Source organism: Paenibacillus abyssi, from assembly GCF_014640295.1.
GTDB lineage: Bacteria > Bacillota > Bacilli > Paenibacillales > Paenibacillaceae > Paenibacillus_D > Paenibacillus_D abyssi.
The window spans coordinates 168,584-182,936 of the sequence record NZ_BMGR01000001.1 but is presented as its reverse complement, the minus strand read 5'-3'; the positions used below and the strand labels follow the sequence as shown (position 1 = coordinate 182,936).

The 14,353-nt window shown below is 51.3% G+C and carries 19 protein-coding genes; 1 reads left to right on the top strand and 18 read right to left on the bottom strand.

Going from position 1 to position 14,353, the window contains the following annotated elements; all coding sequences use genetic code 11:
• Nucleotides 1-40: 40 nt before the first annotated feature.
• The 13 genes from IEW11_RS01110 to IEW11_RS01050 all read right to left on the bottom strand — a co-directional run bounded on the left by IEW11_RS01110 (nucleotide 41) and on the right by IEW11_RS01050 (nucleotide 11,179).
• Entirely contained in the window at nucleotides 41-1,324 is a 1,284-nt protein-coding gene (locus IEW11_RS01110) for an SGNH/GDSL hydrolase family protein (RefSeq protein ID WP_188528181.1), read from the bottom strand.
• On the bottom strand, nucleotides 1,311-1,637 hold the full coding sequence (locus IEW11_RS01105; protein ID WP_188528180.1) for a hypothetical protein: 327 nt from the start codon (nucleotides 1,635-1,637) through the stop codon (nucleotides 1,311-1,313). The genes IEW11_RS01110 and IEW11_RS01105 overlap by 14 nt, the downstream gene beginning before the upstream one ends.
• Before the next feature lies 1 nt (nucleotide 1,638).
• Nucleotides 1,639-1,884 (bottom strand): hypothetical protein, encoded by a 246-nt coding sequence (locus IEW11_RS01100; protein ID WP_188528178.1) that lies wholly within the window; start codon nucleotides 1,882-1,884, stop codon nucleotides 1,639-1,641.
• Complete coding sequence (locus IEW11_RS01095; protein ID WP_188528176.1) at nucleotides 1,884-3,485, bottom strand: phage portal protein; 1,602 nt, start codon at nucleotides 3,483-3,485, stop codon at nucleotides 1,884-1,886. Before IEW11_RS01095 ends, IEW11_RS01100 begins: the two co-directional genes overlap by 1 nt.
• A 20-nt stretch (nucleotides 3,486-3,505) precedes the next feature.
• Complete coding sequence (gene terL, locus IEW11_RS01090; RefSeq protein WP_188528174.1) at nucleotides 3,506-5,209, bottom strand: phage terminase large subunit; 1,704 nt, start codon at nucleotides 5,207-5,209, stop codon at nucleotides 3,506-3,508.
• The gene (locus IEW11_RS01085; protein ID WP_188528172.1) at nucleotides 5,210-5,662 is read right to left on the bottom strand and encodes a phBC6A51 family helix-turn-helix protein; all 453 of its coding nucleotides are present in this window, start codon (nucleotides 5,660-5,662) and stop codon (nucleotides 5,210-5,212) included.
• Nucleotides 5,650-6,312, bottom strand: a complete 663-nt coding sequence (locus tag IEW11_RS01080) for an HNH endonuclease (RefSeq protein ID WP_188528170.1) — start codon at nucleotides 6,310-6,312, stop codon at nucleotides 5,650-5,652. The genes IEW11_RS01085 and IEW11_RS01080 overlap by 13 nt, the downstream gene beginning before the upstream one ends.
• A gap of 104 nt (nucleotides 6,313-6,416) precedes the next feature.
• On the bottom strand, nucleotides 6,417-6,974 hold the full coding sequence (locus IEW11_RS01075) for a recombinase family protein (protein WP_188528167.1): 558 nt from the start codon (nucleotides 6,972-6,974) through the stop codon (nucleotides 6,417-6,419).
• Nucleotides 6,975-7,845: 871 nt separating this feature from the next.
• Nucleotides 7,846-8,709 carry a hypothetical protein gene (locus IEW11_RS01070; protein ID WP_188528165.1) on the bottom strand — a complete coding sequence of 288 codons (864 nt, stop codon included), beginning with the start codon at nucleotides 8,707-8,709 and terminating at the stop codon, nucleotides 7,846-7,848.
• Entirely contained in the window at nucleotides 8,702-8,977 is a 276-nt protein-coding gene (locus IEW11_RS01065; protein WP_188528809.1) for a hypothetical protein, read from the bottom strand. Before IEW11_RS01065 ends, IEW11_RS01070 begins: the two co-directional genes overlap by 8 nt.
• A gap of 112 nt (nucleotides 8,978-9,089) precedes the next feature.
• Nucleotides 9,090-9,626 (bottom strand): hypothetical protein, encoded by a 537-nt coding sequence (locus IEW11_RS01060; protein WP_188528163.1) that lies wholly within the window; start codon nucleotides 9,624-9,626, stop codon nucleotides 9,090-9,092.
• On the bottom strand, nucleotides 9,613-10,014 hold the full coding sequence (locus tag IEW11_RS01055) for a sigma factor-like helix-turn-helix DNA-binding protein (protein WP_188528162.1): 402 nt from the start codon (nucleotides 10,012-10,014) through the stop codon (nucleotides 9,613-9,615). The genes IEW11_RS01060 and IEW11_RS01055 overlap by 14 nt, the downstream gene beginning before the upstream one ends.
• A 1-nt stretch (nucleotide 10,015) precedes the next feature.
• The gene (locus tag IEW11_RS01050; protein ID WP_188528160.1) at nucleotides 10,016-11,179 is read right to left on the bottom strand and encodes an HsdM family class I SAM-dependent methyltransferase; all 1,164 of its coding nucleotides are present in this window, start codon (nucleotides 11,177-11,179) and stop codon (nucleotides 10,016-10,018) included.
• A gap of 113 nt (nucleotides 11,180-11,292) precedes the next feature.
• Between IEW11_RS01050 and IEW11_RS01045 the strand changes: the two genes are divergently transcribed.
• A complete protein-coding gene (locus IEW11_RS01045) occupies nucleotides 11,293-11,625 on the top strand; it encodes a hypothetical protein (RefSeq protein ID WP_188528158.1) in 333 nt (110 codons plus the stop codon).
• 6 nt (nucleotides 11,626-11,631) lie between these two features.
• On the opposite strand, the gene IEW11_RS01040 is transcribed toward IEW11_RS01045, so the two are convergent.
• From IEW11_RS01040 to IEW11_RS01020, 5 genes are read right to left on the bottom strand one after another with little or no spacing between them, the layout of a single operon-like run.
• Nucleotides 11,632-12,069: a phage N-6-adenine-methyltransferase gene (locus IEW11_RS01040; RefSeq protein WP_229724902.1), complete on the bottom strand. Its 438-nt coding sequence runs from the start codon at nucleotides 12,067-12,069 to the stop codon at nucleotides 11,632-11,634.
• Nucleotides 12,066-12,212 carry a hypothetical protein gene (locus tag IEW11_RS01035; protein WP_188528156.1) on the bottom strand — a complete coding sequence of 49 codons (147 nt, stop codon included), beginning with the start codon at nucleotides 12,210-12,212 and terminating at the stop codon, nucleotides 12,066-12,068. The genes IEW11_RS01040 and IEW11_RS01035 overlap by 4 nt, the downstream gene beginning before the upstream one ends.
• The gene (locus IEW11_RS01030) at nucleotides 12,209-12,799 is read right to left on the bottom strand and encodes a nucleoside/nucleotide kinase family protein (protein ID WP_188528154.1); all 591 of its coding nucleotides are present in this window, start codon (nucleotides 12,797-12,799) and stop codon (nucleotides 12,209-12,211) included. The genes IEW11_RS01035 and IEW11_RS01030 overlap by 4 nt, the downstream gene beginning before the upstream one ends.
• Nucleotides 12,796-13,002 (bottom strand): hypothetical protein, encoded by a 207-nt coding sequence (locus IEW11_RS01025; RefSeq protein ID WP_188528152.1) that lies wholly within the window; start codon nucleotides 13,000-13,002, stop codon nucleotides 12,796-12,798. Before IEW11_RS01025 ends, IEW11_RS01030 begins: the two co-directional genes overlap by 4 nt.
• The gene (locus tag IEW11_RS01020) at nucleotides 12,999-14,327 is read right to left on the bottom strand and encodes a hypothetical protein (protein ID WP_188528151.1); all 1,329 of its coding nucleotides are present in this window, start codon (nucleotides 14,325-14,327) and stop codon (nucleotides 12,999-13,001) included. The genes IEW11_RS01025 and IEW11_RS01020 overlap by 4 nt, the downstream gene beginning before the upstream one ends.
• Between the last annotated feature and the right edge of the window lie 26 nt (nucleotides 14,328-14,353).

Sequence of the window (14,353 nt, the reverse complement as noted above, 5' to 3'; positions counted from 1 at the left end):
GCGTGTGTTATCGGGGGGACCTTTCGTTACTTGAATAACCTTAAACCAATCCTACGGTTGGCAGGACACCTTGAACCAAATAAGCTCGGTCAAAAGTTGCCTCAACGATCGCTGTGCCTGATGTGCGCGCCATAAGTCTCGCAAAGATAGTGGTAGCGGCACTATCTACTACTCTTGTTGAAAAAAGCCATATATATCTGCCTCTTGTTGTTCCTGGTACGTCCATATTTCTTGCATTTGCTCCACCTGTGCTATCAACAATGGCGATTCTAACCGTTGCAGTGTTACCAGCAGGAACGAATACTCTAACGGCAAGAGTAACAGTTTTACCTCGCAAATGAAGTAACCCAGCCGTTGCCAAGTTAATTGTTTGTTCTATTTGTGCGGTCCCACTCGTCGCATTGCTCGTTACTTTACAACCTTGCGCTCCTGTCTCAAACGTCGTCGTATCCTTCGAAGTTGCCGCAGATGCGTTGGGAACCCAACTATCAGGATCTGTAGCAGCCCATGATGAAAATTCGGGGTTTGACAAATAGTTTTTGCCGAATAAGAGTAATGAAGACATGCCTGTTCTTGCCCTTGCATTATCACTATCGATAAGAACTTTGGTGACAAGAGAAGCCCACAACTTCGATCCGGCTGTGTTCGGATGGATACCATCAGAAAGATATGCGGGGACATTCATGGTATCAACAAACGCTTGATGAACATCAATAAAACCGTATGATCTCATTGAAGCTACGGACTCAATGACATTTGCTTTTATAGCTTGCCATGTCTCTCTACCGCTTAAGGTTGTCGGATTCTGTGCAATCAACACAAGACCCGCAAGCGGAAATTGAAGAGTCAGTTCCTCAGTTAAAGACAGGTACGTATTTCTGCCTGTACTCTCTAAGTATGTGGCAGGAGTAGGGTCGCCTAAATTGTGACCGTGACTGATAAATATTAGGTCTGGCGCGGTTGCAACAACTGCCGCTTGCCACCTAAACCCTTGAACATACCCCGGAATTTCTCCCGGCACAGAACAGTTCCAAATTCTAAGTGTGTATGGGCCCGTTCCTGTTTGTAATGTTTCTGCGGCGTTATATTCTGTTCCTGTGGTTGCATTCCATGTGGAAATTCGAACTGTATAGGCAGGAAACATTGCCGCGAGATTTTGAGCAGTAAGATAAACCCATTCATCCGGTGCATTACCCGTAGAATCCCCGATAACAGTAATCGCCGCATCGGATACCCCACGTCTTAATTTTGCTAGCAGCATTCTCGTGTTTGCGGCTGTGGTTGCTGATGAATAGTCTTTCGGTGCAGGGTTAAATCGCGACATAGGAGATTCCCTCCCCGCTAACAGAAGAATCGATGTAAATCATATTCAGATTTGAGACTGCAAAAGTATAACTATCATTCGACAGTAGTTCTACACCGTATACAGTAGGGGATACGTCCGCTCCACCGACAAAGATTGAACCTGTATTCAACCGTTTCGCGATAATTGTAACCTCACGGCACGGATAGTTCGGTAGTTGTACGCGAGTGCCCGCTATAGTCACGTTTTGCACATCACCTTTTAACGCATTACTGCCCGTTAGTTCCACAGGTGCAGGCGTCGCATAATCGCTTCGGCTGTTGTACTCGCTCATCTTAACCCACCTCTTCCCTTACGAATCCTTTGAATGAGCCGCTACCAGCTACGATGGTTAGCGTGTTAAACGGATCAACTTGCTCGTCAAATACCTCTTTAGGAGACAGTGTGTACTCGAAATAAGGCGTTAGCCTAAACGTCAGATTCTCGTTACCTGTGTTAATGATGCGGATTGAATTGTACGACGTTCTAAACTTACTCGGTACGCTCCCATTTTTAAACGGTTCTTTCGCAATAAACGCCATTATTCCGTTCCCCTTTCGTCATCTTCCGTTATTTCTTCGTTCTCTTCGTCCTCATCTACGTCGCCGCCGCCACTGTACGGATCCTGCTGCGCGCGTAACATATTCCGTTCCGCAAGTATCTCGAGAAACTTCGCCTCTGCGTTCTCCTTGCCGGACCGCGTAATCGCTCCGCGTATCGACTCGATATTCATCGCGATCTCTTCGCTTAATTGCGAGATGAGCGCGGCTTGATCCTGTGGTAGCGGTAGCCCGAATATGATTTCGCTGTAATATTCGCCGTCCATTTGCGCCACTAACGCTTTATCGTACTTAAATCGCGGATGCTCGGCGCGCGCCTGCATATAACGTAATACGTACTCGTTCAACGTCTGGAGCCGCGATTGCCACGTAATCCACGAACGCTGCGTCTTCGATATGATCGACGAAAATAACAACTGTATCGCCATGTCGTTCACGCCTCCGGTTTTCATCTCCGCAGTGTTAACGATAGGCACCTCGCTAATTTCGTGCAGCGCCGCGTACATACGGTCGAGGTACGACTCGATCGCTTCCTTAAATTTGAATCCGCTCTCCATCCGTTTTGCGTCCGGTTGCCCCTCTTCCGCGGCCGCCGAGCCGAGGTTCCATTTCGCAGATGGCGCGACCTTTAACGGAGCCTTCGGATCTTCCTCTACGTTCATGAGTAGCGTAATTGCGAACATCTCGAAACGGAGCGCGTCCGAATAGTCCGATAGTTTACGGTCAATCTCGTCGGATATCGTTATCATCCGTTCAAGTTCGCTATAGCCGCGTATCTGCCCCGTTAGTCCGTCAGCCGGTACGTGCACCACCGGAATGAAATCGAGCCCCATCGATGAGCGCGCCACCCGTTCCTCGTCGAGCCTAACGTAAGAGCCCGCCTTATCGTCCGATTCGTAAACGCCATATACGCCTTCCTCGATTTCGCAATCGTACGTCCCCGTATCCTCATCACCGCGCCAAACGAGGTAATACGATAGCTTCCAAAGCTGCGTCATATCTTCGTCCAGATACGCGATAAAGTGGACCTCCGTTAAGCGATCGATATCCCACGGGTCGTGTATCGCGATGACTTCGATGGACGGATGGAAAAAGACGCGTATGTCGCCGCGCCGCTTATCGTAATGGAGCCGCGCGTAAACGCCACTCTCCGTTATCAGGCGGTCCTTGGCGGCGGCGAGTAACTTTTCGTGCATCCGGTTATCGTCCCATACCCACGTAAGCAACCGTTCCTTCGCTTTGGCGCGCGTGTTTTCGGCGGCCTGCTCCGTTGATACCGTGTAGCCTGGCGCGAGCATAGCGGCAGGATCGTCGATAACGTCGGGCGGTACGGTGACCTTCGGTTCCTTTTCGAATTGCCACGCGGCGAGTGTATCGATAAGCTTGCGCGGGTATCCGATCGTCAGCGTCGCCGGTTCGTAGTCAATATCGGCCGGCTTCGTGTATTCCGTCCATACGTTGTACGTACCGTCATAGCGTTTGTACAGGCGGATTTCGCGCTGAATGCGTTCTGTCTCGCGCGATCCCATTTGCGCTTGGTCAACGGAAAAGATGAGGCTATTTATGTGATCTGTGCGGAACATTTACGTCCTCCTTTCGTGCTTTAATAGCGATATGAGCCGGTTGATTGCGCCGGACGTTTACGTGATAACTTCGCCGCCTGCAGCGCCATAGATAACGCGTCCGGACCGTCATCGTGATTGTGATTCGGGTATAGCTCGAACATTTCGAGTAATAGGCGCTGATCCTTTTTAAAACGGATACGGCCCGCCTGTATATCCGGTAATAACGCCTCAATCCGGAGCGCTTTACGTGTGCGCTGCTTAATCTGCTTCAGCCGCGTTTGGGCCGGATAACCGCGCTTTACTAACGCCTCCGCCACTTTATCCGCGAACCACTCCTGCGCCTGCTGCGCTTCTACCGCTAGCCCCTCGTATTGATACTCCAACGTTTTCTCTACGGTTTTTTCGAGCAGTACGTCCGGATGAACACGTTGGAGAAATGCGTCCAGAACGTAAAAAATACCGTTCGGGCTTCTGCCGACGGTAATAATTGCGCTATAATCGCCCTTCTCTTTTCCCATCGCGAAGTCTACGCCGGCAAACGTATCAAGCGATATGCCCGCAATATCAGCGTCTGTATAGAATGTCATATCGTCCGGCTTAAATATCTGCGATTCCTCATCTACGGGATTGCCGAGATACTCCTGGTTGAACGCGCGCGCACCCATCGACTCCCGTTTCTCCATGAAAAACTTGTACGTGTATATCGGCCATAAAACTTCGGTTCCACGCAACATCTCGGACTCATTTGCGTTGTAAAACGCGTCTGCACGTTCCTTCGCGTCCGATGTATCGGAGTTGTATACCTTCCGCCACGCTTCCCATAAGTCCTCGCGCTCAGCCCACGAGAGGATCGCCGGAAACTTACGCGAGATGAAGTCCTTACGTTGCGTTAAAACGTGATTAAGTAGCGAATCGTAATGTACGATCGTGCCCATGTAAATACAAAGGCCGCCGAATCCGAGCGCTTCGAGCATTTCGGAACGGAACCAGTGGAGGTTCTTCTTACGCATCTCCGGCGTATTCGTGTTATCACCGGACTCTAGATCGTCAAGGATAAATAGGCCGGGCCGCTCGGATAAGTGACGTAATCCGCGCATCTGCGTACCGATACCTTTCGCTTCTACCTTCGTGCCCGTTGACGTGATAAACTCGTACTTGTTATCGACTTCGTTCATCGACGGTTTCTGATGGAGTAAAGGGCCGTAGTCCTCGCGGAGCTTCTCGTTAAACTTCAATTGGTTGACGGTCCATTTAATAAAGTCGCCGGCAACATCGGTTGTCTCAGAAACTTCGATGATATATTTTTGATGGCGGTGGATGACTTGGTGGCATAAAAACGAATTGCTCAGGTACGCCGTTTTCGCATGTCGACGCCCTACCGACCATCCTACGTTGCTATCCTGCTTACCGATTACGACATCGTTTAGAAGCGAGCATAACGTTTTATGGAACTCGGCCGCGCTCTTTAACATTTGGCCGGCCGGTATCAAGTTCGACTCGTTCGCCGGATTCCGATCGTGCGAAAAGTATTCGTAGGTGAAGTAGAGCAGATCGTGTTCTGCGCGATGAACGCGTTTGAGCTTCGCTAACTCGGCGTCAACGACTTCCCACTGATCTACGTCATAAGGCGTTAACTCTCCGCTTGTTGCTAAACGGTCGTACTCGGCTATGATTTCGATACGCTTGTCGATCTCGACCTGGCGCTCATCTCGCGCGAGCCATACTCCGTTTAGATACGCCATTTATTCGTCATCCTCCGATTCCGCGCTCTGTGCCCGTTCCTTCAACCGTGCCAAACGCTCATCTAACGATTGGCCCGCGTTCGCATCCTCCGTTTTCACTTCCTGCCGATCGATAAGAAGTCCGCCGAATTTGTAGAACAGCTCGATACCCTTCATCGATCCCTGACCCTTTAACGTCATATCGAGATGCTTTTCCATAATGTCCGGCAAATGCGATAGAAACGCGTTAGACGCGAGGTGACCGACATATTTAACGAAATTCTCATCGTAATGACGCCAGTTATATAATTGGCGCACGGTTATGCCGGCCTGCTCCGCGATTTGATCGTATGTGTAGCGGCCTTGTTCGCCCGGTTGCGGATTCTTCGGTAAGAATTGATTGACCGCGAGTAGCTGCGCCGCCGTTATTTGCTCGCGTGTTAGCCGCGCTTCAAGCTTTTTCATATCGCGCATTCTATACGCTCCTCCTCCCTTAAAACACGTAGAGCGCCGACCATTTGTCGACGCCCGTTCTGAAACGCTATTTCAAACGAATGTGATAACGTTAAAATTTCGTCGATCTCCGCTCGTGTCCGCCCCGATAGCCGCACCATTTCGTTTACGACCGCTTCGTAACGTTGCTCTGTGAAGTCCGGACACCTTCCGTAATAATTAACGAGGGAACCATCGCCTTTCGACGTATTGCAATTGATACACACTTTTACGAGGTTCCAGCGGCTATTAACGCCGCCTTGCGACATCGGTACGATATGGTCGATGTGTAACGAACGCTTAACGCTTACGTCGATTGCCTTACCGCAGTATCCGCAGACATCGGGCGTTTCGTAAATATCTAGCGCATCCTCCTTCGTCAGATCCGAGTATGTACTCGCCTTGTTCGCGAGATACCTTGACGTAGAGTAGAACGTTAAGTGCGGATTCTCTGCGCGGTATTCTTGGCGCTTAACACGCTGATTCTCGCGGTTTCTGGCGCGATGCTTACGTGCGTACTCCGCTTGGTATGTGCGGCTTTTCAGCGCTCGGCATCCGTTACAATTACGATGATTACACGAGAATTTTACGTCAGGACTTGTTCCGTGACACGTTGCGCACGTCTTCGTCAAGATACGTTGACCCCCGTTATTTAAAATTTGGCGGAAATGTGAGCGCGTCAGGACGTCGTTTTGGGCGCGGACCCACCCCGGCCCCATCAAAAAAGAGCGCCTGCTCAGCGCCCTTGACGTTCCTTTATCGCTCTATATAGCGTTGCCTTCGTTACTCCCGTTGTCTCCGTTATCTCCGTTACTGTGTGCGTGCCCGTATCGTACAACTTGAGCGCCTTCGCAACCTTACGTTGATCCGTCTTCGGACGCCCACCGCTGCGACCACGTGCTCGTGACGCTGCTAACCCGGCCTTCGTACGTTCAACGATTACATTACGCTCAAACTCCGCGAATACCGCCAGCATCCCGAATAGCGCTTTACCTGCCGCCGTTGACGTATCGATCTTATCCGATAGGCTTACGAATTCAACTCCGCGCTTCTTTATCTCGTCTAACGTAGATATGAGTTTTAACGTTGACCGCGCGAGCCGATCGAGCTTATACACAACGAATATGTCTCCGGGCCTTAACGTATCTAAAGCGCGCTGTAACTCGATACGGTCGTCCTTGCCTCCGCTTGCCTTCTCCGTATAGATACGTTCACACCCGTCAGCCTTCAGCGCGTCAATCTGTAAGTCGAGCGATTGATCCGCAGTAGATACCCTAGCGTAACCTATCCGCATAGTACCGTCTCCTTTACGTCTAATTAACGTAAGTGTACCATAAACACGTACGTTAGTGCAACGTTGTTATTGAGACGGTTATTGGAACGTAAATATGCGGATTATACGGTAAATAGCAGCGTATCAGGACCGTTTCATATACGAATGTTTTTGGAACGCTCCAGGGTCGGTGTTTTCGGAGGCCACGTGTCCTGAGCGCCTAAGCCGATATTTAAACGTAATCCTCTACGCTATGACGGAAAGGCTCGGTACCCTACGTTGCCCATCCGTATAACATTCCGCTTCATTATATGCGGTATATTTACGTAGCCCATAACGGTACGTTCGTTTGTTTCCGATTATTCGTTAAATCCATCCGCCATGATAACGCCTCATAGCGTAAACTACGATAAGGATTAGCGCAGGAAACGCTATTACGTACACAATCGAATGGGCGCTAGACCTACCGTAATAATGGCGGCTATATGAACGCAACCTATTACGATAAGGAACGTGATCATGTGCGTTAACAACCTCCGTTATATACGTATTGTTCACGACGGATGTGTACATCCTACGTGAACCTAAGAGCCTAGGCGCGGCCTTCCGGCCTTGCCCTGTCCGCGTCAAAATCATACGCGTCCAGACTTATTATTTTATCCTTTTTCGTACGCTAGGATTTATCCGAAGCGTAATGTTTTATATAACGTTAGGAACGCTATAATAAGAAGATAAGATACAATCTCCGCAATTTGAACGCCAAAAACGCCGCAATCCCATACAGGACGCGGCATCTCAGCGTTTCGTTCGCGTGCAAAAAAGGTATGGTATCTGCCCGAAAACGTGCAAAAAAGGTATGGTATTTTCGTTTCCGGCGTGCAAAAAACCTTACCTATTTTACGTTTTCTGCACGTTTGGCCGCGAACAGTGTCCGGAGTGTTCCGTCAGGCTCGCCGCGCTTACGATAGAATACATACGGATTCAGCACGGTCAGCTTATCGCGCCGATCATGTCCGGTGAACCACTCGCCGATAATCCCGGATTTACGTAGTCGAGCGAGAGCCTGTGCCGCTTTCAATTCGTTCATGCCCGCAATATCGGCGACCGCCTTTTCGTTAAGAAAGCGGACGTCCTCCGGATTCTCGACGAAAGGGTCCGCGCAAATAACGTTCGTATCGTAATGAACGTACGGAAGCAGTTTGTACACGAAGCCGAGATCGGCCGCTGTCATATCGAACGATTTCAGCGTAGTAAAATACGTCTTAATCAGCGCATCAACGTCATCGGCAGCTTTCTTACGGAAGTGGTATCGCTCATTAATCGTAAATGTGCCGGACGTCTCAAACACGATGCTGCGCACCTCTAATTCGTTGATGATTACGCGTGCCGTCCGTTTTGATACGTCCCATACTTGCGCCAGATCGCCGATCGTCAGCGGCGTGTCTTCGCGGCCCTCCGTTACCAATACGTTCGACTTGAACGCAATGTACGGCTGCAGAAGTAAGACATATCCGCAATATTTATTCGATAACCCTTGCGTAATCTCGCGTATGTGTTGCATATGTGTAAACGAAAAATGCCGCTTATCCCGCGCAGCCCAACGGCGGCGTTTAGCGGCCTCATATCGCTCAGATTGCGTATATTTAAATAATGCGCCGCGCTCGTCACGCGCCCATTCCGCGCTGATCGGCGTTAGGCTTCCGACTGGCGCACCGGACTGCAGCTGCAACACTTTGCGTGCGGCATCGTTATTCATCGCGTTTCGCCAGCTCCCGCGCTAAGACGTCCGTAGGAATATCCGTAACATCAACGGTTCTAACGTTTGCTACCTCGTCGCCATCTTGCGTCCAACGCGTGAAAAGCCGACGTCCTTCACCCGTTTCATAATACGATTGCATCTCCGCCAATGCCTGCGTAGCCTTCTTCGCCTCACGTTGGACCGCCTTAAGTCCGCGGATGGCCTCCGATACATCTACGTTAACCTTTACCGTTAGTTCGTTTAATTCGCGCGATTTCTCCGCCATTTACAACGCCTACCTTTCGATTAATTTAAACGCAAAAAGACGCCACCTCACGTTGAGATGACGTTTTACTTCCCTCACTAATATATAGATAACTAATTGCCTTAAATATAAGTTAATCGTCGCAGCTCTGATCGTGGATAGCTTTCTCGCCGGTAGCGATGTTAACAGTAAAGACCCCTTTGGACTTTCCGTTAACAAACTGCTTGTACTTACGTCTCCTTTCCTTGTTTCGACTTACAGTAACTTCGTCCATATATATCATTTCGTCAATCGTACGCTGCCGCCGTTTTGGATAGCTGTAGTCCACGCCGTCTGTACCTAAGTTCATTAAGCTACTCAACGGCACCTCTATTCGAGCGATCGGATTTTTCGCTTTATGTGCACCGAATTGTCTACGTGCTAACTGATAGTCGCTCATGATCGGATATTCCGAGTTGGACATTTTATCCGGGTGCTTATCCGTCAATTCTTCGCGCATAATATAGTCCGCTAAACGTAAAGACTGCCTATCATCCGGAGCGCTCCCCGTTAAATTAACGTACGCATCCGTTAACGCCTTTACCGCCGCCATACGTTCCGTCCTATCCGCGATATTCTCCGCAATCAGATCCGTTACTTCGTCTACGAACGCTTCCTTATACGATTTCATCCGTTGCACCGTTCCCTTCGAGTTCGACCGTGATTTCTCCGTAATTCCAACGCTGATAAACCGCCGCGATCCTCTCCGCAGCCTCGTCCGTAAATTGCGCGACGGCCGGCTGACTAACACCCATCACGCGAGCCGCCTCCGCCTGCGTCACGTCCAGCCCGTACACAAGCGCAACCGCCTCCGCTTGGCGCTCGGTGAGGCACGCGCTCTCAATTGCGGAGTGGAGATCGATAATAATGTCGCTGGCGGCTGTGTCGCCCTTAAAGCGCCGTGCGCCGATACGGTGGCGGTCGCGTAAGAGCGCCTTAACTCCGGCCGCGGACGACAGCGAATACTTCTGCGTATATTTCCGTGTATCTTTCGTCAAATCTACGTTAGTTCCGCCCATATTATCGCGCTCCCTTATATTCGTTTACAATGCGGTCCTGCCAATCGAAGTCGAACGATGATGTTCCGTTTATATCTTCGCCGCGGCCGAGCGTTAGCACGTTCCAGTACGTCACATGTCCGGCCTTTACGCGCCACTCTTCATGCGGCGGCACTTTTACGCTGAATCCGTGATACTCGTCTTTGAACGGCGCGACTGGATCGCAGTTCTCACGTACCAAACCGCCGTCCGTGAACGCTTCGAGTAATTCGTCGAGCTGCGTTAACCCGTCGCCCCATTTATCCGTACTCTTACCGTCCTTGTCGTAGCCGATGTCCGTGATAACCGCGTGGAATATCGGCTGCTGCCCTTCGTACCAAAACGTACTCCCCTCGGTCGTTGCGTCCGTCTGCTTTACGATATCGAGCGGATACTTCTCGCTGCCTATACGAGAGTATTCGACGTATACTTTCCGGGCGTTCGGCGTAATCTTCCGTAGGATATGAATATCCGTCTTAATCGTTGTACCGACGTGCGCGAACGTTGTTTCCGGCAGCTCGATCGACGCGACATGCCAGCACGTTTCCTTCGCGAGATCGCGGACTTTAGCGGACGCACCGCTGAACCCGATCCCCTTCGGCAGCACGAGCGCAATGTATCCGCCAGGTTTCGCCGCCTTAATCGCGAGTTCGATAAACGCTAATTCCGATTTACCTCCGTAGCGATCGCGCTTTTTCGTGAGCGTCACGTATTCGTCCGGCAACTCCTCGGCTGCGATATCGATCGAAACGCCGTACGGGGGATTGCCGATGACGAAATCGTAATAGTCGCGGCGGCTGTGTGTAAGGGCATCCGCGTTTATTACGTTGGCGTGCGGATAGATCAGTGTCGTTACCTTCGCGGACGTTTCGTCGAGTTCAAGCGCAGTTATCTCCGCATCGTCCGGTATGTGTTCGATGAATACGCCGCTGCCGCACGACGGCTCTAGCCACGTCTGACCCGCGCTAAATCCTCCGCTTAAGCCGCGCAATGCCTCGACGATAAAGCGCGCTACGTGTGTTGGCGTGAAGAACGCGCCACCGCTGTATGCGTTCGGTAATAGTCCGCCGGCCGACGTATAGTTATCGCGGAGAAACTGTACGTCATCTTCCGTTATGTCCTCGTGCGGCTTCGCAATTATCGCCATTGAGCGAACATTCCCGTCCCAGCGCTTTCGATCGGCTTTACCTATGAATATCGCTCCCTTTACGTTGTATTTGCGTCCTAATTCGTTTATAATTATTACGAGGTGATCCCGTCATGACCCGTTTCAATATCGAAGCCGTCCCACTCGTCAATCTCTACGTTGCGACCGATCGCCAGCGCCGCCTCCGTTTATCTGCGGACATTATCGACATGTACGGACTAAGCGGCACGTCCAAACGCGTCATACTCGGATACGACGCTACGGCGCGTGCCATTGCGCTAAAGCTCGCGGAGAATAGCGCGGACCCGACCGCGGCCAATATCGATAAGCGCGGCTACATATCGGCGGCGCGTTTCTACGCGAAGGCGCGGTTAGATGCGGAGAGTCGCCGCTACGTGTTCGCCGCAGAGCAGGACGGATGGCTCGTGTTCATTGCGGAGGAATAGCGTTGCCTATTCGCCACTCTTCGCCTTATAAACGATAACCATGGACGGAAACGGTGCGCTATTCGTGGCGTCACCGAATTTCAACCGCCCCTTTACGAATCTGATTTCGTCAGCCTTACCGTATACATAATCGTGGAACCATCGCGTATCCGTCCGCGCTGGAACGAGGCATACGACGGTTGCGCCTTTTCGCGACTCCTCGTACGCTTTACGAATCCAGTCCGCTATCTCGCGCCCGTACGGCGGGTTCATAAAAACGGTGTGCGGCGTCCAGTCCTGCGCGAGTCCGTCCGTTTCCTTTGTAAAGAAATTCGCACACTTTGCGTTATCTTCCGTAGCGCATGGGTCAAGCGTAAAGCTAAACTCCGCATTCAGGTCGTCATAAAACGATTGCGGCGTCGGCCACAAATCCGTCTTTGATGAAAACATTACGTCCGTATTCAATCAATCGCCTCCTCTTCGTATTTCTTCCCGATCATCTCCGCCACACGTCCAATAACGTAACCGTCTTCGTAGCCGCGGCGGTACTCATCGCGTAATAGTTCGCGGAGACGTTCGGGCGTTATCGTTATGCGCTCCGTATTCATCGTTTTAAATCCGCCATAATCGCGTCAACTGCCGCATATAACTCCGCTAAAGACCCGTCGTTCGTAATCTCGTAATCGACCGCGAATTTGTCAACGTGTGATTCCGTCTCGTGCGTCAGGTCCCGCAGATTAAACGTATCTGCCGATTCGACCGCGCGATGGATACGGAGTGCTGACTGCGCGCGTATACGTATGATGACGTAGCCTTCCGAGCGGCAACGGTCGTACTCGGTCGGCAAGCGCAAGTCCGTGATGACGACTGGCGGCGGAGTCTGCTGTATATATTCGTCCCTCGCGTAATTATCCGTGTACCAACGTATATCCTCGAAACACTTCCGTACCCACACGTCAGGATCACGTTGCCGCATCGTTTCTCCGAACCACTGATATAACTCGCGTGGCTTCGGCGATTGCGGTACGTTGAATATTTCGTGAGCAAACCGTTTCATCTCGTCACCGAACGCAAACTCCGTATATCCGTATTTGTCACGTAGGTAAGCGCTGACGGACGACTTACCGCTGCGTAGAGCGCCCGTTAAAGCGATGTTAGGTAGCGTAGCGGTTTGCGGAGCGGTTAACGTAGTCATTCCGCAGGTACCTCCTCGATTAGAATAACGGTCATCTTACGGAAGCCGCGCTCGGCCGACGTTCTCCGCGTAAAGAAGCCCGGCGAATCCTGACCGTTGTATCTCCGGATAACCTTTCCGTCAGACCATACGGTGCGCATAACGACTTCGCCATCGATAGGCAAACGGTTAAGCGCGGCGATTGCGTCAGATACGGGCTTCATTCCGCCACCTCCTCGCGGCTGTCGTCGATTACACGTAACGCATGCGGCCTATACTCCCATTTATGACCGTAAACGTCGACCGTAACGAAGTTGTCTACGTTTATAACGCGCCCTTTAATGCTCCTTTGCGCGGTCCATTCTACGATATCCCCTACGCGCACACTCTCCGGAGCCGGTGCGTTTATATACTCGTCCGGCACCGCGAGGCCCAACGCACGCCTTAACGCTATGGCGCGGCCGATATGCGAATTGAATACGTCGTCCGGAGCGCACTTTGCGATACCACGCGATTGTACGTCACCACCACCGCTATAACTACGCTTGCGAAGCAAACAGACGACGGTGCGCTTATCGCGATTAACAATGAATTCAGCATCACACTCAGGCTGCCACGTTAGATTACGCGCGACATAATAGCGTGCCTCCGTCGGGTAGTGCGTGCACTTCAGTGCTTCGATATCACGTTTCGCACGTTCGATAATAGCTTCGCGGGAGGCGTCACGTGTTAGCGGCTCTTTACGCACGGATTCCGCAGCGAGCGACGTACTGCCGAGTTTCAACTCCGTAATTTTCGTACGCAACTCCGCAATGTCCTCCGAGACGCCCTCCTCGATCAGCACGATGTCTTCGCGCGCGACTCGGAGCTGTATATTCATCCGTTGCATAGCCGTAGTCAGCCGCGCAACCGTATCGGTCAGTCCGTCAACTTGAGCCGCTAACGCGTCCGCTTTACGTTCGAGATCCGCCCGCCATTCGATTAGCGCAATATCCTCCGTGGGAATTGACGTAAGTTCGCGCTTAACTTTGTCCCACGTTTTGAAGTCGGATTCGACCGGTTCGAGTACGTGGTATTGATCAGGATACGGATTAAACTTAGATCCGTCGGACCACATATCGCCAGTGTATACGGAACCGTTGCCGTCATTCTCCGTAACCGTACGTACCACGCCCGTCAATTTCTCGCCGAATAAGTCTTGCGTTATGATAATACACTCACCAACGTTCGCCATCCGCTCAACCATCCGCAAGCGCTTTCCGTCGATACGGACGATGTCGGTCGGTTCGAGGACTACGTAAGCATCCGTATAAGCGAGATCGCCTCGATCCAAATGCGCGGATGTACCGATTAAGTCACCGAACGCTGACACAATAATACGGAGACAATCGTCGTAGCTCCGCTTGGGCTCTCGTACAACCTCGTAAACAGCGTCTACACCGCGCCATTTAATCCGCTCGCCCACCGCTGCCTTCCGCTTAACCTCGCGATATTCCCGTTCGATACCGCCCAACGTTTCGTCACGTAATACCGTTACGTTTTCGCTCATCTAATCCGCTCCCTTTTCGTTTTTAA